Here is a 23,929-nt window from a genome sequence, read left to right as displayed (position 1 = left end):
GGCGAAGGTTGGTCTCAGCCCAGGAAGGGGATGGCGTAGGTGGGCGACAGGCGCTGTTCCTGCAGCCAAGCGGTCAAGCGGGCGGGATCGGGCCGGGCGGGATCGGGGCCGAATTCATGCGCGGCGATCCCGCCGGTCACGAACAGCGTGTCGATCCCCTCTCCGATCCCGCCCTGCACATCGGTGTTGATCCCGTCACCGATGGCGAGGATGGCGTGATCATCGCGCCCGGTGCGGGCCGACAGGCGGCGGCGGGCGAGGTCATAGACCGGCGGGTGCGGCTTGCCGTAGTAGAGCGCGGTGCCCCCCATCGCCTCGTAGGCCTGCGCCAGCGCCCCGGCGCAGTAGAGGCGCGTCTCGCCCAGATCGACGATCAGGTCGGGATTGGCGCAGAGCATGGGCAGCCCCTGCGCCTTCATCAGCAGGAGCGTGGCGCGATAATCATCGGGCGTCTCGGTCTGGTCGTCGCGCAGGCCGGTGACCACCACGCCTTCGGCATCTGCGAGGGGCACGCGGGTGATGGGGGCGGGATCGGGCGCGTCGCCGGGCAGATCGGTGAAGAACACCTCGTCCTTTGGCGCGCCGATATGGTGGACGCGCTGGCCGACTGCACCGGACAGCAGGGCATATTGCGAGGCATCGCCGGAGGACACGATGTCATCCCAGATATCTTCGGGCACGCCCAGGCCGCCAAGTTGCGCCTGCACGCTGCTGCGCGGGCGCGGGGAATTGGTCAGAAGCACCACCTGCCCCCCCTTTTCGCGGAAGGCGCGAAGGGCGGCGACGGCGGCGGGAAAGGGGGTCCGGCCGTTGTGCAGGCAGCCCCAGAGATCGCAGAACACCGCGTCATAGCGATCCGAAATCTCGGCAAGGCTGGCGATCAGGTTGGTCATGGCGGGCCTTTCTGCGGCGGGGCGGGATGGAAAAGGGCCGAAGCTTGCGCCCCGGCCCCGGCGTAGGATGGGCAGGCTGCCCATCCTACCTCACAGTTTCAGCGCCGGGATGATCTGCTTCTTGCGCGACATGATGCCGGGCAGGACCACCGTATCGCCGGTGACGGTGCAGCCAAAGGACGCTTCGGCGATCTGCTTGACCAGATCGTTCGGCACCAGGAGCGTGGCCTCTTCCTTCAGGATGTCCACCACGAACAGGAGCACCTGATCGGCACCGTCCTCCTTGGCGACATCCACCATGGAGCGCATCAGGCTGTCCTTGCGGTCGAGCACGATCTTGGGCGCGGTGGTTTCCAGCACCGACACGCGCAACTCCTTGCCCGCAACCGTGTACTCCTTGGAATCCATCCGCAGCAGTTCCGCGTCCGAGAAGGCCGAGACGTCCGACTTGGCCTCGAACATCCGGGTGGCCAGTTCGCCCAGATCCACGCCCAGTTCGGCGGCGAGCTTTTCGGCCACCGCCCGGTCATGCGCCGTGGTGGTGGGCGAGCGGAATTCCAGCGTGTCGGACAGGATGCAGGACAGCATCGCACCCTTGATCGCCTTGGGGGCCTGCTGGACGGCATCGCCCATCAGATCGTGCATGATCGTCGCGGTGCAGGCCAGCGGGCGGATCGTGATGTCGATGGGAGATTTCGTCTTGATCCCGCCCACCAGCAGGTGGTGGTCGATGATGCCCTGAATCTGCGCGTCGTTAATCGAGGGCGGCAGTTCGGCGGGGTTGTTGGTGTCGACGATCACCACCTTGTCCTCGGCCGTCACGTCCGAGATGATCGCAGGCTTTTCCAGCCCCCAGTGGCGCAGCACGAAGGCGGCCTCGGTGTTGGGTTCGCCAAGAAGGACCGGCTTGGCAGGGGTGCCTTTCACCTCGGACAGGTACCAGGCCCAGATGATGGGAGAGCCGGTGGAATCGGTGTCGGGGGATTTGTGGCCAAATACGAGCGTGGACATGGAACTTCGCCTTGGATCGGTGGTTGCAAGGAGGACAGGTGATTTCGGCGCGCTTATAGGCAAGGCGCGGGGTGTTGTCACGCCTCAGGGCAGGGTTTCGCTGCGCCGCAGCAAAAAGGGCGCGATCCGCCCTGCAGGATCAGGGGCAGGGGGCTTGTCGGACAGGATATGTCGAAGGGGCCATGCGCTGGGCGTGGCGGGCAAGGCCGGGTCAGGCCGCGGTGGGCGGGATCATCGTCAGGGCGCCCGGTTTCAGGCGGGGCAAGGATGGCAGGGGCGCGGATCGCCGCAAAGGCGCGCATCACATCGGCAGGCGTTCCAGCGTGAACCCCGCCTCTTCCATCAGGCGCAGCACGCCCGTTTCGCCCGGCAGGTGCAGCGCGCCGAAGGCGGCCACGGCGGGGCCCTTGGCGGCTGCGCCTTCGATCACCGGGATCCAGGCGCGGTTGCGATCGGTCATCAGCACCTGTTCCATGCGGGCGAAGTCGGCTTCGACCTGTGCGGGGTCCTGCCCCGGCAGGGCCAGCGTCTTTTGGCGCGTCAGTTCCCAGATCAGCCGCGATTCCCCGTCGAAATAGGCATCGGCCAGCGTCACCGCGTAATCGGCGGCAAAGGGTTCCATAGCCAGCGATGACCGGATCATGCCCAACTGTTCCTCAAGCCCCATGCCTTCGAAGATGCGGAAGATGGTCTTGTGCGATTCCAGCGCCACGATGGGTTTGTCCTGCGACTGGGCGAAGTCGATCACCATGCCGTCCAGCCCGCCCTTCCCCCCGGCGAGGGACGACAGATCGCAGGCGGGCAGCGCCAAGAGCATCGACACGTACCACGGCCGCATCTTCGACACCATGAAGGGCGGCATCCCGCGTTCGCGCATGGCCGAGGCGAGAAGCGTCCATTCCTCATCCGACAGCGCCTCGCGCAGGGTGGGGCCTTCGGTGATCACCATCAGCGACGGGTCGCGCGCCAGTTCGGCCGTCATGGCCGCTTGTTCAAGCGGGCCTGCCTCGACAAGGATCGTCTCGGCCGCCTCCAGAAGGGGGGTGATGCGGGCCATGGTTTCGTCGTGGCGCGGATCGTCAAGGTGGTAGGTCCCCACCAGATGCACCACGCTGTCGCCCCGCGTGGCGCGCCACAGGTGGCCGCGCGGATAGGGGACCGCATCGGTGGCCGCGATCAGGGCGCGGCGCTCGGCCTCGGGCATGGTGTCGAGAAGATTCACCCCCTGACATTCCGCCTGCGCTGCCTGCGCCATCGGCCCGACAAGGACTCCCGCCGACAGGACCGCGGCGGCAAGCATGGACATCAGCGAGGCGGAAACGGGGCGGCGGCGAACGTCTGTCATGCACGCAAAGGTGGCACCGCCCCGCCCGGATGCCAAGGCCCGGCCCGTGCGGGCGGGCGCCTTGTCATCAAATTTTCATCACGCTGCCGGGAGGACGGGTGTTGACTCGGCGAAAGGCTTTGCCTACCTCTCCCCGCGTTAGCACTCAGCCAGATCGAGTGCTAATCGCAATTCAACCTGGAACCTAGGGAGTGTTCTCAGATGGCATTCAAACCGCTGCATGACCGTGTGCTGGTCCGCCGCATCGAAGGCGAAGACAAGACCAAGGGCGGCCTGATCATCCCCGACAGCGCCAAGGAAAAGCCCGCCGAGGGCGAGATCGTTTCGGTCGGCGAAGGCGCGCGCAAGGATTCGGGCGAACTGATCGCGCCGTCGGTGAAGGCGGGCGACCGCGTGCTGTTCGGCAAATGGTCGGGCACCGAAGTGAAGCTGGACGGTGAAGACCTGCTGATCATGAAGGAAAGCGACATCCTCGGCATCATCGCCTGAGGTCGGGCGGGCTGCGCCCCGCCTTCCCCGCTTTCCGAACGCAACCCATTCAAGGAGCTGTCAAAATGGCTGCTAAAGACGTACGTTTCGATACCGATGCCCGTGACCGCATGCTGCGCGGCGTCAACATCCTCGCCGATGCGGTGAAGGTGACGCTGGGCCCGAAAGGCCGCAACGTGGTGATCGACAAGAGCTTCGGCTCGCCCCGCATCACCAAGGACGGCGTGACCGTCGCCAAGGAAATCGAACTGGCCGACAAGTTCGAAAACATGGGCGCCCAGATGGTGAAGGAAGTCGCTTCCCGCACCAATGACGAAGCGGGCGACGGCACCACCACCGCCACCGTGCTGGCGCAGGCGATCATCAAGGAAGGCATGAAGGCGGTTGCCGCCGGCATGAACCCGATGGACCTGAAGCGCGGCATCGACATGGCGACCGCCAAGGTCGTGGAGGCCATCAAGGCCGCCTCGCGCCCGGTGAAGGATTCGGACGAAGTGGCGCAGGTCGGCACCATCTCGGCCAACGGTGAGGCCCAGATCGGCCGCTTCATCGCCGATGCGATGCAGAAGGTCGGCAACGAGGGTGTGATCACCGTCGAAGAGAACAAGGGGATGGAGACGGAAGTCGAAGTCGTCGAAGGGATGCAGTTCGACCGTGGCTACCTGTCGCCCTATTTCGTGACCAACGCCGACAAGATGGTGGCCGAGCTGGAAGACGCCTTCATCCTGCTGCACGAGAAGAAACTGTCGTCGCTGCAGCCGATGGTCCCGCTGCTGGAAGCCGTGATCCAGTCGCAGCGCCCGCTGCTGATCATCGCCGAAGACGTGGAAGGCGAAGCGCTGGCGACCCTCGTGGTCAACAAGCTGCGCGGTGGCCTGAAGATCGCCGCCGTCAAGGCGCCGGGCTTCGGTGATCGTCGCAAGGCCATGCTGCAGGACATCGCGATCCTGACCGGCGGTCAGGTCATCAGCGACGATCTGGGCATGAAGCTGGAAAACGTGTCGATCGACATGCTGGGCCGCGCCAAGAAGATCTCGATCAACAAGGACAACACCACGATCGTGGACGGTCACGGCGACAAGGCCGAGATCGAAGCCCGCGTGGCGCAGATCCGCACGCAGATCGAGGAAACCTCGTCCGACTATGACCGCGAGAAGCTGCAGGAGCGTGTGGCCAAGCTGGCGGGCGGCGTGGCCGTGATCCGCGTGGGCGGCATGACCGAGGTGGAAGTGAAAGAGCGCAAGGACCGTGTGGACGATGCGCTGAACGCGACCCGGGCTGCGGTGCAGGAAGGCGTGATCGTCGGCGGCGGCGTGGCACTGGTGCAGGCGACGAAATCGCTGGAAGGCGTGAAAGGCCAGAACAGCGACCAGGACGCCGGTATCGCCATCGTGCGCCGCGCGCTGGAAGCGCCGCTGCGTCAGATCGCCGAGAACGCCGGTGTGGATGGTGCGGTCGTCGCGGGCAAGATCCGCGAATCGAGCGACAAGAACTTTGGCTTCAACGCGCAGACCGAACAGTATGGCGACATGTTCGCCTTCGGTGTGATCGACCCGGCCAAGGTGACGCGCACGGCGCTGGAAGATGCGGCTTCGGTCGCCTCGCTTCTGATCACCACGGAAGCCATGATCGCCGACAAGCCCGCCGAGAAGGCGCCGGCTGGCGGTGGCATGGGCGGCATGGGCGGCATGGACGGGATGATGTAATCATCCCTGCCACGTCCGGCAGAACAAGGGGGGCGCAGCGCAGGCTGCGCCCCTTTCGCGTTGCGGGGCGCGATGCGCTGGTTTACCAAAAGGCCAAGGCCGCGTGGGCGGCCGATGGAGTGTTGATGTCCGAGACTGCGGGTCACTGACCCAGGCTGCTGGGTCGCCTGAGGGCTACGGATCGTCCGTGCGGGATGCCGGGCGGTCTGTCGGTTTGACCTGAACGGACACTTCCAATGAACATATCCAGACTGGAACAGCGCGTGCTGCACGTGCTGGCACAGGGCGGGGCGATCCATTTCGATCGCGCGCCCAATGGCAAGGTGACGGCTGTCACCTGCTTTACCCGCGACGGCCTGATGCTGGCCGATTGCGGGCTTGCGGTCTTTGACCGGTTGCGGCGGCGGGGCTTTATCCGATCGGTTGCGGGCACCCCTTACCGGGTGACGCGGGCGGGCGTGCAGGCCGTGCGTGCGCAAGGCGACAACCGGGTGGGCGGCCCGGCGGGGGGTGGCCATGGCTGATCCCGTGATCCGACCGATGGTGGCGGCCGATCTGCCCGCCTTGCGCGCGGTGCTGGCGGAAACCGGGCTGTTCCCGCCCGATCTGTTGGCCGATCTGGCGGGGCCGTGGCTGGGCGGGCAGGCGCAGGCGATCTGGCTGACGGCAAGGTACGCAGGGGGCGTGGCAGGTTTCTGCCACGCCCGGCCCGAGCCGCTGACCGAGGGGACATGGAACCTTCTGGCGCTGGCGGTGCATCCAAGGGCGCAGCGGCAGGGGCTTGCCATGGCGCTGCTTTCCGGGGCCGAGGGGGCCATGCGCCGCGCCGGGGCGCGGCTGTGCCTTGTGGACACGGCCGGCACGCCCGACTTTGCGGCGGCGCGGCGGCTGTATCGGCGGGCGGGCTTTCGAGTGGTGGCGCGCATCCCCGGCTATTGGGCAGAGGGGGTGGACAAGGTGACCTGTCTCAAGCCGATCTGACCCCTGTTTGCGCCGCAGCCGTTGCCAAATGGCGCGCCTGCGGCGCAAGTCTTTCGGGTCGCCTGCGCGGCCTGATGCCGCTTGGCTCCGGTTTTTTTGGGTATTTGGGCCAAGATGAAGGGGCTTTCGGTGGCTTTGCGGCCCGGCTAGGGTACCTGCATGAGCAGGAATTTCATGATCGCGGCGGCTTTGGCAGCGCTTGCTTCGTTGTTATGGGCGGGGAACTGGGTGCTGGGGCGGGCGATCCGGGCGGAGGTGCCGCCTTTCGGGCTGACCTTCTGGCGCTGGACACTGGCGGCGGTGATCCTTTTGCCCTTTGCATGGGCGCGGTTGCGGGCGGACGGGGCGGTGGTGCGGGCGCATCTGCCGCTGATCGCGGGGATGGCGGCGCTGTCGGCGGCGATGTTCCAGTCGATGACCTATATCGGGCTGCAATCGACCGAGGCGGTGAATGCGCTGCTGGTCAGCGCGACGATGCCGGTCTTTGTGGTGATCATCGCCTGGATCGTGCTGCGCGAGCGGTTGACGGCGCGGCAGGCGCTGGGGATCGCGGTCAGCTTTGGCGGCGTGGCCTATATCATCGCGCGCGGCGAGCCGGGGCGGTTGCTGGAGTTGCAGTTGAACGTGGGGGATGCGTGGATCCTTGCGGCGCTGGTGGTCTGGGGGCTGTATTCGGTGCTGCTGAAGTTCAAGCCGCCCGCACTGTCGCCGGTGGGGTTGACGTTTTTCATCGCGGTGATGGGGGCGGGGTTCATCCTGCCGTTCCATCTGTGGGAGGTGGCGCAGGGGCGCACTGTCCCGCTGACGCCATCGGGGATCGCGACGGTGGCCTATACGGGGGTTTTCGCATCGGTGGTGGCCCTGCTGGCCTATAACGCCGCCGTGGCGCGGATCGGGCCGTCGCGTTCGGTCTTCTTCCTGCATCTGATGCCGGTCTTTGGCGCGGGGCTTGCGATGGTCTTTCTGGGAGAGCGGCTGGAGACATTCCACCTGATCGGCTTTCCTGTGGCCTTGGCGGGCGTGCTTTACGCAACGACCGCCCCGCCCGCTGCGCCGCCCGGATGAGGCTGTTGTCGCTGACCGCGCTGGTGATGCTGGCCTTTGCGGCCAATTCGGTGCTGAACCGCATGGCGGTGGGCGCGGGCGAGATCGGGGCGGTGGAGTTCGCGCTGATCCGGCTGGTGGCGGGGGCGGCTGCGCTGGCGCTGCTGATGGGGCTGCGCGGGTGGGGCGCGGGCCTTGGTGGCGTGAGGGGGGGTGGCGCAACCTGGGCGGGGGTTGCGGGGCTGCTGGTCTATCTGTTCGGGTTTTCGCTGGCCTATGGGCGGCTGGAGGCGGGGACGGGTGCGCTGATCCTGTTCGGCGTGGTGCAGGTGACGATGTTCGCGGGCGCGCTCTGGGCGGGGGAGGCGGTGCCGTTCCGGCGCTGGGCCGGGGCGGGGCTGGCGCTGGGGGGGCTTGCCGTGCTGGTTGCGCCGTTTGGTGCTGGCGGAGGGGCGGGGGGCTGGTCCGGGGTTGCCGCGATGGCGGCGGCGGGTCTGGGCTGGGGTCTCTATTCGCTGGCCGGCCGCGGGGCGCGGGATGCGCTGGCGGCGACGGCGGGGAATTTCGTGCTGGCGGTGGTGCCGGGTGCGGCGATCGCCTTGGCGATCGGTGTGGATATGGCGGGGGCCTCAGGCCGCGGGATCGCGCTGGCGGTGCTGTCGGGGGCGGTGACATCGGGCCTGGGCTATGCGCTGTGGTATGCGGTGCTGCCCGCGCTGGGCGCCGCGCGGGCGGCGGTGGCGCAACTGACGGTGCCTCTGATCGCGGCGGCTGGGGGCGCTGCCCTGCTGGGCGAGGCGGTGGGGTGGCGCTTTGCTGTGGCGGCGGCCCTCGTGCTGGGCGGGGTGCTGTGGGCGAGCCTGCCGAGAGCGGCTTTGCGAGGCGATGGATGACCTGCCGCCTGTCGTCGCGGCGGCTGCCGTTGGGGCGGAAACCGTGGCGTTCCGGGAAGCAGCGGCCGCCGGTCTTCGCCTCAAGCACGCCCAGACAGGGGCGCGGGGCAAGGATCATCCGCCCGGGATTGGCGTCGCCCGGTTCGGGGGAGGCCAAGGTTCAGTTCGGCAAGGCCCGAAAGGCGCCCCCGATGGAACAGGCCCGGATGGTGGCTGCGCGCGGGATCGCTAGCCGGGCAGGACTTAGGTGAAACAGTCCTGCGCGGCATCTTCGGCCATGATCCGGTGATCCGCCGCCTTGTGCAGGAAGGCGGCAACGGCGGCGCGGTCAGCCCCGGGCAGGAGGGCGCGGATCATGGCCCCCGTCATGGGTGGTCGATCTGCAAGATCTCCAACGCTTCCACGCCGGTGGGCTTGCGCCACTGTACCAGATCGCCCGGCACGGCGCCCATCAGGGCGCGGGCGAGGGGGGATTGCGGCGTGATGCGGCCGCGGGTGGCATCGGCCTCATCCTCGCCCGTGATCTGGAAGCGGTGTTCGGCGCCGGTGGCATCGGCGACGGTGACGATCAGGCCGAAGGCCACCTCGGTCAGCGGCAGGGTGGCCGGGTCGATCAGGATGGCCGTGCGCAGCCGCGCCTCAAGATAGCGGATGTCGCGTTCGGCGGCGGCTTCGGGCAGTTTGTCGAGCCGGTCGCTGCGGGCGCGCAGGGCGGCGAGATCGGCCTGCCTGTCGCGCAGGCGCGCCTGCAGCGCGGCAAGGCCCGTGGGCGTGACGTGGTTGGGATAGGGAGAAAGGGGCAGATCGGGCAGCGGGTCGAGCGATCCGTCGCCTTCCTTGACGAAGGCGCGGCTCATCGCACGATCCGCTCCAGCGGATCATAGAGCGCGGCATCGCCCCAGGCGGCGGCGGGCAGGCTGTCGGGCTTGAACCGGATGCGCCCAAGCTCCAGATCGCTGCGGGAAAAGAAGTGGCGATCGGTGACCACGCCTTCGGGATCGACCCAGCGGGGATCGAGCGCGCCGCCCGTGATGGTGCAGCGGAAGAACAGGTCGATCTGGTGGAAGCCTCGGTCGGGATCGTGGAATTCGTTGATCAGCGCCGGGGGGCCGACAGCGATGGAGAGGCCGGTTTCCTCCATCACTTCGCGGATCAGGGCCTCGGGCAGGGACTGGCCGGGATCGGCGCCGCCGCCGGGGGCACACCACAGATCGGATTGCCCGCCGGGATAGGCGTTGACGAGGAGAAGCCGGTCCTCATGCAGGATGAGCGCGCGGGCGGCGATGCGGTGCGGGCGGTATGTCATGCCTGACACGGTGGCGCGCGCGTCGTGATTTGTCCATCCGGCACCGTTGTGGCAATGCTGGGCGCATGAAATGGATATTGCCCCTGTTTCTTTTGCTGGCCGGTCCCCTGCGGGCAGATGATTGCGTGGTCATGCTGCACGGTCTGGCGCGCAGCGAGGTGTCGCTTGCCCCGATGGCGGCGGCGCTGGAGGGCAAGGGGTACCGCGTGGTGAATGAGGGCTATCCCTCCACCGATTTCACCATCGGCCAACTGGTGCCGCGCGTGGGCGCGGCGGTGGCCGCCTGTGGCGAGGGCCGGGTGCATTTCGTGACCCATTCCATGGGCGGTATTCTGGCCCGCGCGTGGCTGGCGCAGAACCGCCCCGCCGAGATGGGCCGGGTGGTGATGCTGGCCCCGCCGAACCGGGGTTCGGAACTGGTGGATGCCTTCGGCGAGATCGGGGCCTTCGAATGGGTGAACGGGCCTGCGGGCCTGCAACTGGGCACCGGGGCGGGATCGGTGCCGCTGGCGCTGCCCCTGCCCGATTACGAACTGGGCGTGATCGCGGGGGACCGGTCGCTGAACCCGATCTATTCGACGGTGATCCCCGGGGCCGATGACGGCAAGGTGTCGGTCACGAGCACGCGGGTGGCGGGTATGACCGATCACATCGTGCTGCCGGTGACGCATACCTTCATGATGATGAACCCGGTGGTGATCGCCGAGGTGATGACGTTTCTGGAGCGGGGCCGCTTTGATCCCGACATCGGATTCGGCGCGGCGGTGGAAGAAACGTTGGGGGTGAAGTGATGGGCAACTTCTACGGCGAATGGTCCAAGCGGGTGGCGCGGTTTGCCGGGCGCCCGGTGACCTTTGCGCTGGCCTTTGGGGTGATCCTTGTCTGGATCGTGACGGGGCCGATCTTCGGCTTTTCCGACACCTGGCAGCTGGTGATCAACACGGGCACCACGATCGTGACCTTCCTGATGGTGTTTCTGATCCAGAACACCCAGAACCGCGATACGGCGGCGATCCAGCTGAAGCTGGATGAGTTGATCCGCGTGACGCAGGGCGCGCATAACGCGCTGATGGATCTGGAGGAACTGGAAGAGCGGCAGATCGAGGCATTCCGCGCGCGCTATGAGGCGCTTGCTGCCGAGGCACGGGCGCGGCTTTTGCGGGGCGAGCCGGATACGAATACGCCCGAGGCCTAGCGCGGGATGTGCCATGTCGGAGCGGGGGGGGTCACACCCCCCGCACCCCCCGTGGGATATTTGGACAACGGGGAAGTTGGGGGGGAGAGATGATCGGAAGCCTTGCCGTCATTCTGGGCTGTCAGTTGCTGGGCGAGGTGACCGCGCGGGGCCTTGGCCTGCCGGTGCCGGGGCCGGTGATCGGGATGGCCGCGATGGTGGCCGTGCTGTGGCTGCGGGATCGGTTCTCGCCGCCCGTGCTGGCAGGGGTGGAGCCTGCGGGGCGATTCCTGCTGGCGCATCTGTCGCTTCTGTTCGTGCCGGCGGGCGTGGGCGTGGTGGGCAACCTTGACGTGCTGGCGGCGGAATGGCTGGCGCTGGCGGCGGCGCTTGTGCTGTCCACCGTGGTGACGCTGGTGGTGTCGGTCGTCACCTTCCGGGTTGTGGCGCGGGCGATCGGGCAGCCATGAGGGGGGGGACGGGCGTGATGAAAGGGGATTTCGCGCTGTGGGTCTACCTGACGCAGGGGCCGCTTCTGTGGCTGACGGTGACGCTGGTCGCCTATGCGCTGGCGGATTGGCTGAGCCTGCGGGCGGGGCGGCATCCGCTGGCCAATCCGGTGCTGATCTCCGTGGCGCTGGTGGGGGCGCTGCTGGTTGCATCCGGCACGGATTACGCCACCTATTTCGACGGGGCGCAGTTCATCCATTTCCTGCTGGGGCCCGCGACGGTGGCGCTGGCGCTGCCCTTGTGGGAACACCGGGCGCTGGTCGTCCGGTCGGCGCTGCCGATGCTGGCGGCGCTGGTGGCGGGCAGCGTGGTGGCGGCGGGGTCCGCGGTGGCGGTGGTCTGGGCCTTTGGCGTGCCGGAAGGGGTGCTGGTCGCGATTGCGCCGAAATCGGTGACGGCCGGAGTAGCGATGTCGATTACCGAAGCGCAGGGGGGCGATCCGGCGCTGACGGCCGTGCTGGTGATCCTGACCGGCATGATCGGCGCGCTGGTGGTGACGCCCCTGATGAACGGCTTGGGCATCCGCGATTACCGGGCGCGGGGCTTCGCGGTTGGGTTGGCGTCACACGGGATCGGGACGGCGCGGGCCTTTCAGGTGGACCCGGTGGCGGGAACATTCGCCGGGATCGCGATTGGCTTGAACGCGGTGATGACGGCGCTGATCGTGCCGGGATTGCTGAGCGTTTTGCGGTGAAGCCTCGGGGCATGGCCGACGGGCCGGCGCGTTGCGGATCGGTGGTGGCAGCGGAATTCGAAGCCTTCACGCCACAGGCGGTGCGGCACCCTCTGGATTGACGCGCCCGCCCTCCCGGGTCTGACCCGGAACCTTGCGGGGGGACCGGAGGCCCCGGATCACGTCCGGGGCGCGGGTTTTCCTATTTCACGATCCGGTTCACATGGCCCATCTTGCGGCCTGGCCGCGCCTCGGCCTTGCCGTAGAGGTGGAGGGCCGCGTTCTTTTCCCGCGCGATGGCGGGCACGCGGAGGATGTCGTCGCCGATCAGGTTCTCCATCACCACATCCGCGTGGCGCGACCCGTCGCCGAGGGGCCAGCCCGCCACGGCGCGGATATGCTGTTCGAACTGGTCCACCGCGCAGCCATTCTGCGTCCAGTGGCCGGAATTGTGGACGCGGGGGGCGATCTCGTTCACGATCAGGCCCGCGCGGGTGACGAACAACTCCACCCCCATGACGCCCACGTAATCCAGCGCGTTCAGGATGCGGGCGGCGAGCAGGATGGCATCGGTGCGCTGCGACGGCGAAAGGCGCGCGGGGATCGTGGTCGTCGACAGGATCCCGTCCTTGTGGACGTTCTCGCCCGGATCGTAGCAGGCCACCGAACCGTCAAGCCCGCGCGCGGCGATGACGGAGACCTCATGCGAAAAGTCGATGAAGCCTTCCAGCACGGCCGGCGCGCCGTGCATCGCGGCCAGCGCGGCATCGGCATCGGCGGGGGTCTTCAGGCGGGCCTGACCCTTGCCGTCATAGCCCAGACGCGTGGTCTTCAGGATCGCTGGGGTGCCGATCCGGGCGATGGCCTGGTGCAGGTCATCCAGGCTGTTCACCGCGGCATAGGGCGCGCAGGTCAGGCCAAGGCCTGTCAGGAAATCCTTTTCGGCGATGCGGTCCTGCGACACGGCCAGCGCGCGGCGGTTCGGGCGGATCGGGTGGCTCGCCTCCAGCACATCGAGCGCGGCGGTGGGGATGTTCTCGAATTCATAGGTGATCACATCGACCGAGGCCGCAAAGGCCGCCAGCGCGGCAAGGTCGTCATAGGCGGCGGTCGTCACGCGATGGGCCACATGGGCGGCGGGCGGATTGGCGCCGGGTTCGTAGATATGGGTCCGAAACCCGAGCCGCGAGGCCGCGACCGAAAGCATGCGGCCCAACTGTCCGCCGCCAAGGATGCCGATGGTCGCGCCGGTGGGCAGGGGGTCAGTCATCCGAAGGCTCCTCGGGGATGGAGGCAGAGAGCGCATCCCGCCAGGCATCCAGCCGCGCGGCAAGGGCGGGGTCCGAGATGGCGAGGATGCCTGCGGCCATGAGGCCCGCATTCGCCGCGCCTGCGGTGCCGATGGCCATGGTGGCGACGGGAAATCCCTTGGGCATCTGGACGATGGAGTAGAGCGAATCGACTCCCGACAGTGCCTTGGTCTGGACTGGCACGCCGATGACCGGGATGCGGGTTTTCGACGCCATCATGCCGGGCAGATGCGCGGCGCCGCCCGCGCCCGCGATGATGACCTTGAGGCCCCGCGATGCGGCGGTCTTGCCGTAGGACCAGAGGCGGTCAGGGGTGCGATGGGCGGAGACGATCTTCGTCTCGTAGGCGATGCCCAATTCATCAAGGATGGCGGCGGCCTCTTTCATCGTGGCCCAGTCGGACTGTGACCCCATGATGATTCCAACGTCGATGGCCATGACCGCCCCCGGATTGCGCGCTGCTGCGGGTATAGTGGATTGCGACGCGGGGGCAAGCCGGGGCTGCGCCCTGCGGGCGCACCGTAGGATGGGCCAAACGGCCCATCCTACCGATCAGGCGATGATATCGGGGATCAGCTGGTCTTCCAGTTTCACGATCTGATCCTTCAGCGCCAGCTTTTGCTTCTTCAGGCGCCGCAGGGTCAGCTGGTCGGGGCGACCGGCGGTTTCGAGGGCGTGGATCGCCTCATCAAGATCGCGATGCTCGCGCCGCAGCACCTCCAGCCGGATGCGGAGCATGTCTTCAAAGTTCATCTCGCTGGGCGCGTTCATGGTCTTGCCTTGCAGGAGTGGGGCCGGAGCTTGCCTGTGAACAATATAGTGATTCTCTGGCCTTGCGGGAAGGATTCTGTCGGAAAAACGCGGAAATCCGCAGTCCTTCTCGGCGCAGGCCGCAGCAGCGGGCGGCGCGGGGGCGGGGCTTGCGATGCGCGCGGCGTGGCCCCATATTTCAGTGCAGCAGAGGCTGCCGGAACGGGGCCCTGCCGATATGTCGCTTTGCATCAAGGGCATGACCGATGACGAAACTGAGCTTTGGGACCCATCCCTTCCTTCTGGGGTTCGAGCAACTGGAACGGCTGGTCGAACGGACCGCTAAATCCACCGAGGGCTATCCCCCCTTCAACATCGAAGCCACCTCCGAGAATGCCTATCGCATCACGCTGGCCGTTGCGGGGTTCCGTGAGGACGATCTGGCGATCACCGTCGAAGATCGCCAACTGGTGATCCGCGGACGCCAGGGCGAAGAACCGGGCGACCGCGTCTATCTGCACCGGGGCATCGCCAGCCGCGCCTTTCAGCGCAGCTTCGTTCTGGCAGACGGGGTAGAGGTTGCAGGCGCCAGCATGGAGCATGGGCTTTTGCATATCGACCTGAAACGGGCCATTCCCGAAACGGTCGTGCAGACCATCGCCATCAGTTCGCGCAACGGTCGGACGTGAGGAACAGAGATGGATACGAAATACGAAGGTATCCCCGAGGGCGCGACGCGGATCGTCTATGTCCGCCCCGTGAAGGTGGCCGACCTGCCCGCCGAGGTGCAGGCCCATGCGGGTGGCTTGCAGACGATCTACGCGCTGCACGATGCCACGGGCGGCGACCGGCTGGCGCTGGTGCGTGACCGCGCGCTTGCCTTTGCGCTGGCGCGTCAGAACGACATGGCGCCCGTGAACGTCCACTGACCTTGGACCTGCATTGACCGTGAAGGTCCATTGACGGGGGGGCGGGGTGACCCACGCGCTGTTGCGCGCGGCGCGGCGCATTAGCGATGCTGGTCGATCAGGATCGGATTGCCGTCCGGGTCCATCAGCATAAGGCTGGCAGGTCCCGACCCACCCTCGTCCACCTCGGTCGCCAGCGCGACACCGTCGCGCTTCAGGCTGCGTTGCAGGTCGCGGATATCGGTGAAGCTGTCCGTCTCGCCCCCCGCCTGATCCCAGCCGGGATTGAAGGTCAGGATGGTGCGGTCGAACATGCCCTGGAACAGGCCGATCACGTGATCGCCGTTGCGCAGGATCAGCCAGTTCTCCTCTTCCTTCCCGGCAAAGGGATGAAAGCCGAGCCGCGCGTAGAAATCGCGCGAGGCGGCAAGGTTCTTGACCGAAAGACTGACGGAAAAGGCGCCGAGGTTCATTCTGGATCCCCCATGAGGTCGGGCCGAGCCGGATGGGGCGAAAGGATAGGGCCTTCGGGGCAGTGAGGCCAAACGGTTTTGGCCCGCAGGCGGCAGGGTCAGCCCCGGCCCAAGGAAAAAAGGCCCCGGCTTGCGCGGGGCCTTTCGGTGCGGAACATGGCGCGATGACCCGTGTCAGGCCTTGATAAGCCCCATGCTTTCCAGCTTCAGGATCACCTGCTGGGCGCAGTAATCCACATCCATGCCTTCAGTGTTGACCACCAGTTCGGCATTGGTCGGCGCCTCGTAAGGGTCAGAGATCCCGGTGAATTCCTTGATCTTGCCCTCGCGCGCCAGCTTGTACAGCCCCTTGCGGTCGCGCCGTTCACATTCCTCGATCGGGGTCGCAACATGCACCTCGATAAAGGCGCCGAACGCCTCGATCATCTCGCGCACGGCCCGCCGCGTGGCGGTATAGGGCGCGATGGGGGCGCAGATGGCGATGCCGCCGTTCTTGGTGATCTCCGACGCCACATAGCCGATGCGGCGGATGTTGATGTCGCGGTGTTCCTTGCTGAACCCCAGTTCCGACGAGAGGTGCTTGCGTACCACGTCGCCATCCAGAAGCGTGACGGGACGGCCGCCCATTTCCATCAGCTTGACCATCAGCGCATTGGCGATGGTGGATTTGCCCGAACCCGACAGGCCCGTGAAGAACACGGTGAAGCCCTGCCTCGACCGGGGCGGCGAGGTGCGGCGCAACTCCTGCACCACCTGCGGGAAGGAGAACCAGTCGGGAATCTCCAGCCCTTCACGCAGGCGGCGGCGCAGTTCGGTGCCCGAGATATCCAGCACGGTCGAACCTTCCGGCACCTCGTCCACGGGGTAGTACTGGGCCTTTTCCTGCACATAGACCATCTGTTTGAAATCGACCATCTCGATGCCGATTTCCTTTTGATGTTCCGCCACCAGCGTCTGGGCGGCGTAGGGGTCGTAGAAATCCTTGCCCTGGCTGTTCTTGCCCGGACCGGCATGGTCGCGGCCCACGATGAAATGGGTCAGGCCGTGGTTCTTGCGGATGATGGCATGCCACAGCGCCTCGCGCGGGCCGCCCATTCGCATGGCGAGGTTGAGGAGCGACAGATGCGTGGTCGAGGCGGGGTATTGGTCCAGCACCGCCTCATAGCAGCGCACCCGGGTGAAATGGTCCACATCGCCCGGCTTCGTCATGCCGACGACGGGGTGGATCAGAAGATTGGCCTCGGCCTCTTTCGCGGCGCGGAACGTCAGTTCCTGATGCGCGCGGTGCAGCGGGTTGCGCGTCTGGAAGGCCACGACGCGGCGCCAGCCCATCTTGCGGAAGAAGGCGCGCAGCTCGTTCGGCGTGTCGCGACGGGCGCGGAAGTCGTAATGCGTCGGCTGCTGGATGCCGGTGATCGGGCCGCCGAGGTAGACGGGGCCAGCCACATTGTGCAGGTAATTCACCGCCGGATGGGCAAGGTCATCGGCGCCAAAGACTTTTTCCGCCTCGTTCGCCTTGTTCGGCACCCATTTGTCGGACACCGACAGGATGGCAAGGATGACGCCTTCCTGATCGCGCAGCGCGATGTCCTGCCCGGGTTCCACCTTGTCGGCAAAGGCCTGGGACACATCCAGCGTCACCGGGATCGGCCAGAGCGTGCCATCAGCGGTGCGCATGTTTTCCACGGTGCCGTTGTAATCGGCCTCGGACTGGAAGCCCTTGAGCGGGTAGAAGCCGCCATTCATGAGCAGTTCCAGATCGCAGATCTGGCGCGGCGTCAGATCCCACGAGGGCAGGTTGCCTGCCTCATGCTTCAGCTTTTGCGCGGACTCGTGGGAAACATACAGCTCCGGGATCGGAGCAAGGTTGGAGAGCGTCATCTGGAACGGGCCTCTGGACATGAACGGCGCAAGGCGGGACTGCCCCGCCTGTCGCGGCGCGCTTTACGCCCTTGGCGAAGGAATTTCCAGCAAACAAGGGTTAACGTGCGCGAATAGGGCAGAAATGCCGCGGTTTCGGCGCCTTGCGGAACGCTGTTCCGCAGGCGCCTGCATTGGGTGAAGGGCGTTTTCCGCCCTTTCACGAATACCGAACATCCCGCTTGGGCCGGACAAAAGTTTTCGAAAACTTTTGCAAATTTCTTCGAAGAAATTTGTGGCCGTCGGTCAGTGGCCCGACAGCCAGCGTTCGGCATCCAGCGCCGCCATGCAGCCCATGCCCGCGCTGGTGACGGCCTGCCGATAGACATGGTCGGTCAGATCGCCCGCGGCAAAGACGCCGGGGATGGAGGTGCGGGTCGTGCCGGGTTCCACCTTCACATAGCCGCCGTTGTGCAGTTCCAGCTGGTCCTTCACCAGCTCCGAGGCGGGCGCATGGCCGATGGCCACGAAAAAGCCCGCGCAGGGCACATCCCGCGTCTCGCCCGTCTGCACGTCGCGGGCGCGCACGGCTGTCACGCCCAGGGGCGTGTCATCGCCCAGCACCTCTTCCACGGTGTGGTTCCACAGCACCTCGACCTTGGGGTTCTTGAACAGCCGGTCCTGCATGATCTTTTCCGCGCGGAAGCTGTCGCGGCGGTGGATCACCGTGACCTTGCTTGCGAAATTCGTCAGGAACAGCGCTTCTTCCACCGCCGTGTTGCCGCCGCCGATCACCACCACCTCTTTGCCGCGATAGAAGAACCCGTCGCAGGTGGCGCAGGCGGATACGCCAAAGCCCTTGAACTTCTCTTCCGAGGGCAGGCCCAGCCATTTGGCCTGTGCGCCGGTGGCAAGGATCACCGCATCCGCCGTGTAGGTGGTGCCGCTGTCGCCTTTGGCCGTGAAGGGGCGGTTCTGCAGGTCCAGCGACGTGATGTAATCGGTGATCACCTCGGCCCCCATGGCGCGGGCGTGTTCCTCCATCCGCACCATCAGGTCGGGTCCTTGCACATGCGTATCGCCGGGCCAGTTCTCCACCTCGGTGGTGATGGTCAGCTGTCCGCCGGGCTGCAGGCCCTGCACGAGGATCGGCTCCAGCATCGCGCGCGAGGCATAGACGGCGGCCGTATAGCCTGCCGGACCCGAACCGATGATCAGAACCTTGGTATGCCGCGTCTCGCCCATCTTCGCCCCCGCTTTCCTTTGGCCCCACGATATAGGCAAAGCGCGCGGCGGGGGGAAGGGCGCGGGATGCAAGGCGGGTTTGCGCGGATTTTGATCGTTTGTTTGAAACGGAGGCGGTTTTTTCTTGCGCGTTGTTGAAACAATATTGCGCGGCAGGGCGCAGGGCCCTATCTAGGCGCCATATCCCGACTGCCTTCAAGAACCGGGAAAGGGAGCCGCTGCCATGGCCGGATCGAAGCTCGACCCGATCGACCGTCACATCCTTGCCGAGTTGCAGGCCGATGGCCGCATGACCAATGTCGAACTGGCCAAGCGCGTGGGCATTTCCGCCCCGCCCTGCCTGCGCCGCGTGCGCACGCTGGAAGAGGCGGGCTATATCAAGGGCTATCACGCCGATATCGACGCGCGCGAACTTGGGTTCGAGGTGCAGGTCTTCGCCATGGTCCGCCTGCAAAGCCAGGCCGAGGCCGACCTCGCCACCTTCGAGGAGCGTTGCCGCAACTGGCCGCTCGTGCGCGAATGTCACATGCTGAACGGCGAGATCGACTTCATCCTGAAATGCGTGGCGCCTGACCTGTCGAGCTTTCAGGGCTTTCTGACCGGCGAACTCTTGAAGGCCGAGAATGTGGCCACGGTCAAGACCAGCCTCGTGATCCGTTGCGCCAAGGATCAGCCGGGCGTGCCTTTCGACGTGTTGGAGGAACGGCTGGCGCGCAGCGCCTGATCGGACCCGACACGATGACAAAAGGCCGGGCGCTGCGCCCGGCCTTTTTGTTTCACGCGGCGGAAGATCAGCGCGCGGCCATTGCCCGCGGCTTCGCCGGGGCAGGGGTGGCCTTCACCGCCTCGGGGCGGCGGCGGGTGCCGCGCTGCCATGGCAGGGCGGGCTGCGGCTCAAGGCTGGCGGCGAGGACCGATTTCAGCCAGCGGCGTTCCTTTTTCATCTTCCGTCTCCGTCTTGCATCCTTTGGGCTGTAGCGCCCGGTTGAGGCAAAATCTGACGGCGCTTTGCGGCAGGGTTTTGGCTTTTGCGCAGGAAAATCACGCGTCAAGGCCTTGTACCGGGCGCAGATTGTGGCGCGGCCGCCCCAAAAGGCGCAGCGGTCTAAGCCATTGATTTAACGTGTGTGTTTCCCCTTCCGCGACAGTGGCCGTAGATTGTTTCCGCAAATGCGACAATCCCGTGGCGGCGACGTGCCGGAATGTCGCCGCAATCACAGCCGGATGGACGAGATCAGCCGCCCGTAATCCGCCTCGCCCGCATGGGTGGTGCGGCGGAAGGAAAAGAATCGCTCCGAATCGCGATAGGTGCAGTGGCGCGTCCATTCCGCATGGCCCACCCCCGCCGCGCGAAGCCGGGCAAGGCCCATGGCGGGCAGATCGAACAGATAGCGCCCGCCCTCGCCCGCGATAAAGAAGCGCGCGCTGTCACGGTCGTCATCGGTGAAGGTTTCAAAGAATTCGGGCCCGACCTCATAGGCGCTCTGGCTGATCGTCGGGCCGATCACGGCGGCGATGTTTTCGCGCCGCGCGCCAAGGGCGACCATCGCCTCCACCGTCGCCTCCAGCACCCCGTCGCGGGTGCCGCGCCACCCGGCATGGGCCGCGCCGATCACCCGCGCCTGCGGGTCGGCGAACAGGACGGGCTGGCAATCGGCGGTCAGCACCCCCAGCGCGATGCCGGGCGTCGCCGTGACCATGGCATCGGCGCGGGGCTTTTCCAACAAGGGGCCGGTGACATGGATCACATCGGGCGAATGGACCTGATGGATGGAGATTAGGTGATCCGGCCCCACACCCATCGCCTCGGCCACGCGGGCGCGGTTGATCGCCACCACCTCGGCCTGATCCGAAGAGCCGGGGCCGCAGTTCAGCCCCGCGAAAATGCCCGAAGACGCCCCGCCCTTGCGGGTGAAGAAGCCGTGATGCACGGGCAGCGCGTCAGAAGTGATCTTTTCCAGCATCTCAGGCATCGAATCCGGGCGGTGGCGGCAGGTGGGGCGGATGGATCGCCAGCGCCTTGAACAGCGAACCCATTTCCGCCCGGTCGGTCAAGCGCCGATGCGCGGCGCGGTGGCTTGTCAGCGCATCGCCCGACAGGGCAGCGGCCAGACGCGCGGCGCGCTGATCAATCCCGAGGCGGCGCAGCAGCGCGCCCTGTTCGATCATCGCGCTGGCCCGGGCGGGGGCGGCGGCGCGGGCCAGTGCAGCGAAATCCACATGCGCCGTCAGATCCGCCGCGCCGGGCGCGGCCAGCGGATCGGTGGGGCGGTGGTCCTGCACCGCCTGAAACGTGTCACCCCGCGATTGCCAGCCGCCGTAATCCACGATCAGCGCCGCCCCGCCATGCCGCGCGATCAGCCCGCCGATGCGGGCCATGATCGGCAACGCGGCGGGGCAAAGCTCCACGATCTCGCCGGGGTGCGTATCGGCCAGCCGATGCTCCAGCGCGGCGATGGGTGCGGGTGGGGTGCGGCCCAGCATGAGCCGCCCCTCGGCCAGGCCCACCACGGTTTCCGCCCAGCCCTGCGCGTGGCGGGTGAACTGGCGGATCGGCAGGGCGTCGAAGAATTCATTCGCGATCAGGAAGAGCGGCGCCTCGGGCAGCGCCTCGATGCTGTCGGCCCAACGGACGGGGTGATCGCCCAGGGTCCGCCGCTGCAGCCCGCGCAGGGTAGGCGAGGCTTCGATCAGCACGACCTGCGCGGCGGCGTGAAAGCCCGGCACGGCGCGCGTGGCGCGCAGCACATCGGCCATCAGCGTGCCGCGCCCCGGGCCGGGTTCGGCCAGCGTGAACGGGGCGGGCGATCCCTGATCGACCCAGGCCTGCGCGAGGCAGAGGCCCATCACTTCGCCGAACATCTGGCTGATCTCGGGCGCGGTGGTGAAATCGCCGCCCGCGCCAAAGGGATCGCGCGTGGCGTAATAGCCGTGATCGGGGTGCAGCAGACATTCGGCCATGTAATCGGCCAGCGTCATCGGCCCCGCCGCCGCGATGCGCCGCATCAGGATCTGGGCGAGTTCGGTCATGCCAGCCCGTCAGCCCGGCACATGCGCGGCCCGGCGCGCGCGCAGGATGAACCACACCCCCACCGCGATCATCGGCAGCGACAGGATCTGCCCCATCGTCAGCCCCCAGCCGCCCAGATGCAGGGCAAGGCCCAAGGGATTGCCGGGGGTCACGAATTGCGCATCGGGCTGGCGGACAAATTCCACAAGGAACCGGCCCAGACCATAGCCCGCGAAGAACAGCCCCGCCGTGCGCCCCGGCCGGTCCAGCCAGCCGCGTCGGTAGACGACCCAGAGCAGGACGGCAAAGAGCAGGAACCCTTCCAGCGCCGCCTCATAAAGCTGGGACGGATGGCGCGCGCAGATGCCCACCACGCCCGGGCAGGTCTGGGCCGCGTCGCCGGGGAAGGCCACGCCCCAGGGCAGGGTGGTGGGGCGGCCCCACAATTCAGCATTGATGAAATTAGCCAACCGGCCAAGGCCGATGCCGATGGGCGCCACGACCGCCATCAGATCGGCGGCAGACAGCATCGGGATCCCTTCGCGGCGGCAAAAGAGGATGCCCGCCACCGCGACGCCAAGGAAACCGCCATGAAAGGACATGCCGCCTTCCCAGACCCGCAGGATATGGCCGGGATTGGCCAGATAGTAGCCCGGCTGGTAGAACAGCACAAAGCCCAGCCGCCCCCCCAGCACCACGCCAAGGATGACCCAGGTCAGAAGCCGCTCCACCTGATCGGGGGTCATGGGCGCGGGGCCGGGCCAGAGCCGGGGTGTGCTCACCATGCGGGCGATCAGCTTCCAGCCCGCGATCAGGCCCACGATATAGGCCAGCGCATACCAGCGCAGCACGAAGGACACCCCGCCGAGATCAATGCGGAAGATCTCGGGCGACAGGTCGGGGAAGGGGATATAGGACATGGGGCCTCATGCGCGCGGGTGGCGTGGTTTTCCCGGCTGGGGCGCGGGAAGTCAACCATCCCGGCCTGTGGGCCCGTGCCCCCCCCCACCCCTCCCACACCCACACACACTCGCATACCGGAGGGGGGGAGGGAGAGGCACTCTGCCCCGCAGCGGCAGCGCGGGCGGGCCGGCAGGGCAGTGGGTATTTGGGCCAAGATGAAGCAGGGCAGAAGGGTTGTGCCGGCAGGCGTGCAGCGCCATATAGGGGCGTAGGCAACAGGAGTGCGGCCATGCAAACGCGCAGCAAGTTCTTCGACGACATGTCGCAACTGATGACCAATGCCATGGGCGTGGCGCAGGGGGCCAAGGCCGAGGCCGAGACGGCGATGAAAGGCATGATCGACCGCTGGATGGCCGATCGCGATTTCGTGACGCGCGAAGAGTTTGATGCCGCCCGCGCCATGGCCGTCAAGGCGCGCGAGGAGAATGCCGCGCTCGAGGCCCGCATCGCCGCGCTTGAGGCGCAGCTGTCCGCCGATGCGCCCAAGGCATCGCGGAAGAAGGCCGACTGACAGCCGCAGGTCCCTTGGGCGTGATCCGCAGGCGGCCTTCGGGCCGCCTTTCGTTTTGGTGTGGACGCCCCCCCCTGCCTACGTCCGACACGCCTCCCGGACCCAAGACCGGGCGCAGGGATGCTGCATCCACACGTCAAGGTTGCCGTGGGATGGGGCGGCTTTCAATCGGCGCGAGTCGGGCTGGTCGGCACCGCCCGCAAGGCGGTTTGTCCACAGAAGATTTCGCCAGAAATCGCTTTACAGACTTTCGCTTCTGCCACACCATATCTAGTAAGGGTCATGTCAGGCAGCGCTGATCCTTGCCAGACGCCCAGCTTCTTGTGGGTTTTGTGCCTGCGGAAGCCTTATGATGAGGCCGGGAATGTCGCTTGCGGAAGACCAGTTCATTTCAGACGATCTGCATCCGATCGACATCGTTGAAAACCTTGCCGAACATCACGCCTGGGAATTCGACCGCGTCACCGATGACCAGATCGCTATGGCGGTCGAGGGGCAGTGGCGCACATACAGTCTGACGCTGGCCTGGTCGGCGCAGGATGAGACGCTGCGCCTGATATGCACCTTCGAGATGGAGCCGCCCGCCGCGCGGATGGGGGCGCTATATGATCTGCTGAACCGCTGCAACGATACCGTCTGGACCGGGGCCTTCACCTATTGGGAAGAGCAGAAGCTGATGGTCTGGCGCTATGGCCTGCTTCTGTCGGGCGGCCAGTTCGTGACGGCCGATCAGATCGACGGGCTGATCGCCGCCGCCGTGGGCGCGGCAGAGCGGTTCTATCCGGCCTTCCAGCTTGTGGCCTGGAGCGACAAGAGCCCGGCCGATGCCATGAAGGTCGCCATTGCCGAGGCCTACGGTCGCGCCTAACCTGTC

The 23,929-nt window shown here is 66.7% G+C and carries 31 protein-coding genes; 15 read left to right on the top strand and 16 right to left on the bottom strand.

Annotated features, from left to right (window positions below; all coding sequences use genetic code 11):
• Positions 1 to 14: 14 nt before the first annotated feature.
• The 3 genes from GU920_RS04250 to GU920_RS04240 form a co-directional block, all read right to left on the bottom strand.
• The gene (locus GU920_RS04250; RefSeq protein WP_161765703.1) at positions 15 to 893 is read right to left on the bottom strand and encodes a TIGR01459 family HAD-type hydrolase; all 879 of its coding nucleotides are present in this window, start codon (positions 891 to 893) and stop codon (positions 15 to 17) included.
• A gap of 90 nt (positions 894 to 983) precedes the next feature.
• Positions 984 to 1,904 carry a manganese-dependent inorganic pyrophosphatase gene (locus GU920_RS04245; protein WP_161765702.1) on the bottom strand — a complete coding sequence of 307 codons (921 nt, stop codon included), beginning with the start codon at positions 1,902 to 1,904 and terminating at the stop codon, positions 984 to 986.
• Positions 1,905 to 2,205: 301 nt separating this feature from the next.
• Complete coding sequence (locus GU920_RS04240; protein ID WP_235933056.1) at positions 2,206 to 3,249, bottom strand: TraB/GumN family protein; 1,044 nt, start codon at positions 3,247 to 3,249, stop codon at positions 2,206 to 2,208.
• A gap of 201 nt (positions 3,250 to 3,450) precedes the next feature.
• On the opposite strand from GU920_RS04240, the gene GU920_RS04235 reads away from it, so the two are divergent.
• The 6 genes from GU920_RS04235 to GU920_RS04210 all read left to right on the top strand — a co-directional run bounded on the left by GU920_RS04235 (position 3,451) and on the right by GU920_RS04210 (position 8,362).
• The gene (locus tag GU920_RS04235; protein WP_161765701.1) at positions 3,451 to 3,738 is read left to right on the top strand and encodes a co-chaperone GroES; all 288 of its coding nucleotides are present in this window, start codon (positions 3,451 to 3,453) and stop codon (positions 3,736 to 3,738) included.
• A gap of 65 nt (positions 3,739 to 3,803) precedes the next feature.
• The gene (gene groL / locus GU920_RS04230) at positions 3,804 to 5,444 is read left to right on the top strand and encodes a chaperonin GroEL (RefSeq protein WP_161765700.1); all 1,641 of its coding nucleotides are present in this window, start codon (positions 3,804 to 3,806) and stop codon (positions 5,442 to 5,444) included.
• A 236-nt stretch (positions 5,445 to 5,680) separates the two neighbouring features.
• Positions 5,681 to 5,968: a YjhX family toxin gene (locus GU920_RS04225; protein WP_161765699.1), complete on the top strand. Its 288-nt coding sequence runs from the start codon at positions 5,681 to 5,683 to the stop codon at positions 5,966 to 5,968.
• The gene (locus GU920_RS04220; RefSeq protein ID WP_161765698.1) at positions 5,961 to 6,425 is read left to right on the top strand and encodes a GNAT family N-acetyltransferase; all 465 of its coding nucleotides are present in this window, start codon (positions 5,961 to 5,963) and stop codon (positions 6,423 to 6,425) included. Before GU920_RS04225 ends, GU920_RS04220 begins: the two co-directional genes overlap by 8 nt.
• A 159-nt stretch (positions 6,426 to 6,584) precedes the next feature.
• Complete coding sequence (locus tag GU920_RS04215) at positions 6,585 to 7,490, top strand: DMT family transporter (RefSeq protein WP_161765697.1); 906 nt, start codon at positions 6,585 to 6,587, stop codon at positions 7,488 to 7,490.
• Positions 7,487 to 8,362, top strand: coding sequence for a DMT family transporter (locus GU920_RS04210; RefSeq protein ID WP_161765696.1), 876 nt, complete (start codon positions 7,487 to 7,489; stop codon positions 8,360 to 8,362). Before GU920_RS04215 ends, GU920_RS04210 begins: the two co-directional genes overlap by 4 nt.
• A 243-nt stretch (positions 8,363 to 8,605) precedes the next feature.
• Here GU920_RS04210 and GU920_RS19690 read toward each other — a convergent pair whose 3' ends face one another.
• The 3 genes from GU920_RS19690 to GU920_RS04200 are packed head-to-tail and all read right to left on the bottom strand — an operon-like array spanning position 8,606 to position 9,668.
• Positions 8,606 to 8,731 (bottom strand): hypothetical protein, encoded by a 126-nt coding sequence (locus GU920_RS19690; RefSeq protein ID WP_268894569.1) that lies wholly within the window; start codon positions 8,729 to 8,731, stop codon positions 8,606 to 8,608.
• Positions 8,728 to 9,219, bottom strand: coding sequence for a GreA/GreB family elongation factor (locus GU920_RS04205; protein WP_161765695.1), 492 nt, complete (start codon positions 9,217 to 9,219; stop codon positions 8,728 to 8,730). Before GU920_RS04205 ends, GU920_RS19690 begins: the two co-directional genes overlap by 4 nt.
• Complete coding sequence (locus GU920_RS04200; protein WP_161765694.1) at positions 9,216 to 9,668, bottom strand: NUDIX domain-containing protein; 453 nt, start codon at positions 9,666 to 9,668, stop codon at positions 9,216 to 9,218. Before GU920_RS04200 ends, GU920_RS04205 begins: the two co-directional genes overlap by 4 nt.
• Before the next feature lie 65 nt (positions 9,669 to 9,733).
• Between GU920_RS04200 and GU920_RS04195 the strand changes: the two genes are divergently transcribed.
• The 4 genes from GU920_RS04195 to GU920_RS04180 all read left to right on the top strand — a co-directional run bounded on the left by GU920_RS04195 (position 9,734) and on the right by GU920_RS04180 (position 12,046).
• The gene (locus GU920_RS04195) at positions 9,734 to 10,459 is read left to right on the top strand and encodes an alpha/beta fold hydrolase (protein ID WP_161765693.1); all 726 of its coding nucleotides are present in this window, start codon (positions 9,734 to 9,736) and stop codon (positions 10,457 to 10,459) included.
• Positions 10,459 to 10,863: a low affinity iron permease family protein gene (locus tag GU920_RS04190; protein ID WP_161765692.1), complete on the top strand. Its 405-nt coding sequence runs from the start codon at positions 10,459 to 10,461 to the stop codon at positions 10,861 to 10,863. Before GU920_RS04195 ends, GU920_RS04190 begins: the two co-directional genes overlap by 1 nt.
• 89 nt (positions 10,864 to 10,952) lie before the next feature.
• The gene (locus tag GU920_RS04185; protein ID WP_161765691.1) at positions 10,953 to 11,312 is read left to right on the top strand and encodes a CidA/LrgA family protein; all 360 of its coding nucleotides are present in this window, start codon (positions 10,953 to 10,955) and stop codon (positions 11,310 to 11,312) included.
• Between the two features lie 17 nt (positions 11,313 to 11,329).
• Positions 11,330 to 12,046 carry an LrgB family protein gene (locus tag GU920_RS04180; RefSeq protein WP_161765690.1) on the top strand — a complete coding sequence of 239 codons (717 nt, stop codon included), beginning with the start codon at positions 11,330 to 11,332 and terminating at the stop codon, positions 12,044 to 12,046.
• 181 nt (positions 12,047 to 12,227) lie between these two features.
• Here GU920_RS04180 and GU920_RS04175 read toward each other — a convergent pair whose 3' ends face one another.
• From GU920_RS04175 to GU920_RS04165, 3 genes are all read right to left on the bottom strand, one after another.
• Positions 12,228 to 13,295 (bottom strand): 5-(carboxyamino)imidazole ribonucleotide synthase, encoded by a 1,068-nt coding sequence (locus GU920_RS04175; protein WP_161765689.1) that lies wholly within the window; start codon positions 13,293 to 13,295, stop codon positions 12,228 to 12,230.
• The gene (gene purE, locus GU920_RS04170; protein WP_161765688.1) at positions 13,288 to 13,773 is read right to left on the bottom strand and encodes a 5-(carboxyamino)imidazole ribonucleotide mutase; all 486 of its coding nucleotides are present in this window, start codon (positions 13,771 to 13,773) and stop codon (positions 13,288 to 13,290) included. Before purE ends, GU920_RS04175 begins: the two co-directional genes overlap by 8 nt.
• Before the next feature lie 114 nt (positions 13,774 to 13,887).
• On the bottom strand, positions 13,888 to 14,106 hold the full coding sequence (locus GU920_RS04165) for a YdcH family protein (protein WP_161762194.1): 219 nt from the start codon (positions 14,104 to 14,106) through the stop codon (positions 13,888 to 13,890).
• Positions 14,107 to 14,351: 245 nt separating this feature from the next.
• Here GU920_RS04165 and GU920_RS04160 point away from each other — a divergent pair, with 245 nt between their 5' ends.
• The gene (locus tag GU920_RS04160) at positions 14,352 to 14,774 is read left to right on the top strand and encodes an Hsp20 family protein (RefSeq protein ID WP_161765687.1); all 423 of its coding nucleotides are present in this window, start codon (positions 14,352 to 14,354) and stop codon (positions 14,772 to 14,774) included.
• Between the two features lie 9 nt (positions 14,775 to 14,783).
• The gene (locus GU920_RS04155) at positions 14,784 to 15,014 is read left to right on the top strand and encodes a DUF1150 family protein (protein ID WP_161765686.1); all 231 of its coding nucleotides are present in this window, start codon (positions 14,784 to 14,786) and stop codon (positions 15,012 to 15,014) included.
• A gap of 80 nt (positions 15,015 to 15,094) precedes the next feature.
• Here GU920_RS04155 and GU920_RS04150 read toward each other — a convergent pair whose 3' ends face one another.
• The 3 genes from GU920_RS04150 to trxB form a co-directional block, all read right to left on the bottom strand.
• A complete protein-coding gene (locus tag GU920_RS04150) occupies positions 15,095 to 15,466 on the bottom strand; it encodes a VOC family protein (protein WP_161765685.1) in 372 nt (123 codons plus the stop codon).
• Positions 15,467 to 15,640: 174 nt separating this feature from the next.
• Positions 15,641 to 17,347: a bifunctional sulfate adenylyltransferase/adenylylsulfate kinase gene (locus GU920_RS04145; protein ID WP_161766519.1), complete on the bottom strand. Its 1,707-nt coding sequence runs from the start codon at positions 17,345 to 17,347 to the stop codon at positions 15,641 to 15,643.
• A 285-nt stretch (positions 17,348 to 17,632) separates the two neighbouring features.
• A complete protein-coding gene (gene trxB / locus GU920_RS04140) occupies positions 17,633 to 18,571 on the bottom strand; it encodes a thioredoxin-disulfide reductase (protein ID WP_161765684.1) in 939 nt (312 codons plus the stop codon).
• A 223-nt stretch (positions 18,572 to 18,794) separates the two neighbouring features.
• On the opposite strand from trxB, the gene GU920_RS04135 reads away from it, so the two are divergent.
• Positions 18,795 to 19,295, top strand: a complete 501-nt coding sequence (locus tag GU920_RS04135; protein WP_161765683.1) for an Lrp/AsnC family transcriptional regulator — start codon at positions 18,795 to 18,797, stop codon at positions 19,293 to 19,295.
• A gap of 67 nt (positions 19,296 to 19,362) precedes the next feature.
• Here GU920_RS04135 and GU920_RS04130 read toward each other — a convergent pair whose 3' ends face one another.
• The 4 genes from GU920_RS04130 to lgt form a co-directional block, all read right to left on the bottom strand.
• On the bottom strand, positions 19,363 to 19,515 hold the full coding sequence (locus GU920_RS04130; RefSeq protein ID WP_161765682.1) for a hypothetical protein: 153 nt from the start codon (positions 19,513 to 19,515) through the stop codon (positions 19,363 to 19,365).
• A gap of 270 nt (positions 19,516 to 19,785) precedes the next feature.
• The gene (gene pgeF / locus GU920_RS04125) at positions 19,786 to 20,535 is read right to left on the bottom strand and encodes a peptidoglycan editing factor PgeF (protein WP_161766518.1); all 750 of its coding nucleotides are present in this window, start codon (positions 20,533 to 20,535) and stop codon (positions 19,786 to 19,788) included.
• A 1-nt stretch (position 20,536) separates the two neighbouring features.
• Positions 20,537 to 21,601 carry a class I SAM-dependent methyltransferase gene (locus tag GU920_RS04120; protein ID WP_161765681.1) on the bottom strand — a complete coding sequence of 355 codons (1,065 nt, stop codon included), beginning with the start codon at positions 21,599 to 21,601 and terminating at the stop codon, positions 20,537 to 20,539.
• A 9-nt stretch (positions 21,602 to 21,610) separates the two neighbouring features.
• Positions 21,611 to 22,501 carry a prolipoprotein diacylglyceryl transferase gene (gene lgt, locus GU920_RS04115; RefSeq protein ID WP_161765680.1) on the bottom strand — a complete coding sequence of 297 codons (891 nt, stop codon included), beginning with the start codon at positions 22,499 to 22,501 and terminating at the stop codon, positions 21,611 to 21,613.
• A gap of 272 nt (positions 22,502 to 22,773) precedes the next feature.
• Between lgt and GU920_RS04110 the strand changes: the two genes are divergently transcribed.
• Together GU920_RS04110 and GU920_RS04105 are read left to right on the top strand one after the other, a co-directional pair.
• Positions 22,774 to 23,055 carry an accessory factor UbiK family protein gene (locus GU920_RS04110; protein ID WP_161765679.1) on the top strand — a complete coding sequence of 94 codons (282 nt, stop codon included), beginning with the start codon at positions 22,774 to 22,776 and terminating at the stop codon, positions 23,053 to 23,055.
• Between the two features lie 364 nt (positions 23,056 to 23,419).
• Positions 23,420 to 23,923, top strand: coding sequence for a type III secretion system chaperone family protein (locus GU920_RS04105; protein WP_201743964.1), 504 nt, complete (start codon positions 23,420 to 23,422; stop codon positions 23,921 to 23,923).
• Positions 23,924 to 23,929: the final 6 nt, after the last annotated feature.

Origin of the sequence: Paragemmobacter ruber (genome assembly GCF_009908315.1) — a bacterium.
Classification (GTDB): domain Bacteria; phylum Pseudomonadota; class Alphaproteobacteria; order Rhodobacterales; family Rhodobacteraceae; genus Paragemmobacter; species Paragemmobacter ruber.
This window is presented reverse-complemented; position numbering and strand designations above follow the sequence as displayed.

Bases quoted from the DNA above. Each gene is read 5' to 3' on its own strand.
- trxB (WP_161765684.1), bottom strand. From the start codon at position 18,571: ATGGGCGAGACGCGGCATACCAAGGTTCTGATCATCGGTTCGGGTCCG.
- GU920_RS04210 (WP_161765696.1), top strand. From the start codon at position 7,487: ATGAGGCTGTTGTCGCTGACCGCGCTGGTGATGCTGGCCTTTGCGGCC.
- pgeF (WP_161766518.1), bottom strand. From the start codon at position 20,535: ATGCTGGAAAAGATCACTTCTGACGCGCTGCCCGTGCATCACGGCTTC.
- GU920_RS04110 (WP_161765679.1), top strand. From the start codon at position 22,774: ATGCAAACGCGCAGCAAGTTCTTCGACGACATGTCGCAACTGATGACC.
- GU920_RS04235 (WP_161765701.1), top strand. From the start codon at position 3,451: ATGGCATTCAAACCGCTGCATGACCGTGTGCTGGTCCGCCGCATCGAA.
- GU920_RS04180 (WP_161765690.1), top strand. From the start codon at position 11,330: ATGAAAGGGGATTTCGCGCTGTGGGTCTACCTGACGCAGGGGCCGCTT.
- GU920_RS04160 (WP_161765687.1), top strand. From the start codon at position 14,352: ATGACGAAACTGAGCTTTGGGACCCATCCCTTCCTTCTGGGGTTCGAG.
- GU920_RS04205 (WP_161765695.1), bottom strand. From the start codon at position 9,219: ATGAGCCGCGCCTTCGTCAAGGAAGGCGACGGATCGCTCGACCCGCTG.
- GU920_RS04155 (WP_161765686.1), top strand. From the start codon at position 14,784: ATGGATACGAAATACGAAGGTATCCCCGAGGGCGCGACGCGGATCGTC.
- GU920_RS04250 (WP_161765703.1), bottom strand. From the start codon at position 893: ATGACCAACCTGATCGCCAGCCTTGCCGAGATTTCGGATCGCTATGAC.
- GU920_RS04150 (WP_161765685.1), bottom strand. From the start codon at position 15,466: ATGAACCTCGGCGCCTTTTCCGTCAGTCTTTCGGTCAAGAACCTTGCC.
- GU920_RS04215 (WP_161765697.1), top strand. From the start codon at position 6,585: ATGAGCAGGAATTTCATGATCGCGGCGGCTTTGGCAGCGCTTGCTTCG.
- GU920_RS19690 (WP_268894569.1), bottom strand. From the start codon at position 8,731: ATGACGGGGGCCATGATCCGCGCCCTCCTGCCCGGGGCTGACCGCGCC.
- GU920_RS04120 (WP_161765681.1), bottom strand. From the start codon at position 21,601: ATGACCGAACTCGCCCAGATCCTGATGCGGCGCATCGCGGCGGCGGGG.
- GU920_RS04220 (WP_161765698.1), top strand. From the start codon at position 5,961: ATGGCTGATCCCGTGATCCGACCGATGGTGGCGGCCGATCTGCCCGCC.
- GU920_RS04245 (WP_161765702.1), bottom strand. From the start codon at position 1,904: ATGTCCACGCTCGTATTTGGCCACAAATCCCCCGACACCGATTCCACC.
- GU920_RS04175 (WP_161765689.1), bottom strand. From the start codon at position 13,295: ATGACTGACCCCCTGCCCACCGGCGCGACCATCGGCATCCTTGGCGGC.
- groL (WP_161765700.1), top strand. From the start codon at position 3,804: ATGGCTGCTAAAGACGTACGTTTCGATACCGATGCCCGTGACCGCATG.
- GU920_RS04130 (WP_161765682.1), bottom strand. From the start codon at position 19,515: ATGAAAAAGGAACGCCGCTGGCTGAAATCGGTCCTCGCCGCCAGCCTT.
- GU920_RS04200 (WP_161765694.1), bottom strand. From the start codon at position 9,668: ATGACATACCGCCCGCACCGCATCGCCGCCCGCGCGCTCATCCTGCAT.
- GU920_RS04240 (WP_235933056.1), bottom strand. From the start codon at position 3,249: ATGACAGACGTTCGCCGCCGCCCCGTTTCCGCCTCGCTGATGTCCATG.
- lgt (WP_161765680.1), bottom strand. From the start codon at position 22,501: ATGTCCTATATCCCCTTCCCCGACCTGTCGCCCGAGATCTTCCGCATT.
- GU920_RS04190 (WP_161765692.1), top strand. From the start codon at position 10,459: ATGGGCAACTTCTACGGCGAATGGTCCAAGCGGGTGGCGCGGTTTGCC.
- purE (WP_161765688.1), bottom strand. From the start codon at position 13,773: ATGGCCATCGACGTTGGAATCATCATGGGGTCACAGTCCGACTGGGCC.
- GU920_RS04225 (WP_161765699.1), top strand. From the start codon at position 5,681: ATGAACATATCCAGACTGGAACAGCGCGTGCTGCACGTGCTGGCACAG.
- GU920_RS04165 (WP_161762194.1), bottom strand. From the start codon at position 14,106: ATGAACGCGCCCAGCGAGATGAACTTTGAAGACATGCTCCGCATCCGG.
- GU920_RS04195 (WP_161765693.1), top strand. From the start codon at position 9,734: ATGAAATGGATATTGCCCCTGTTTCTTTTGCTGGCCGGTCCCCTGCGG.
- GU920_RS04105 (WP_201743964.1), top strand. From the start codon at position 23,420: ATGTCGCTTGCGGAAGACCAGTTCATTTCAGACGATCTGCATCCGATC.
- GU920_RS04185 (WP_161765691.1), top strand. From the start codon at position 10,953: ATGATCGGAAGCCTTGCCGTCATTCTGGGCTGTCAGTTGCTGGGCGAG.
- GU920_RS04145 (WP_161766519.1), bottom strand. From the start codon at position 17,347: ATGACGCTCTCCAACCTTGCTCCGATCCCGGAGCTGTATGTTTCCCAC.
- GU920_RS04135 (WP_161765683.1), top strand. From the start codon at position 18,795: ATGGCCGGATCGAAGCTCGACCCGATCGACCGTCACATCCTTGCCGAG.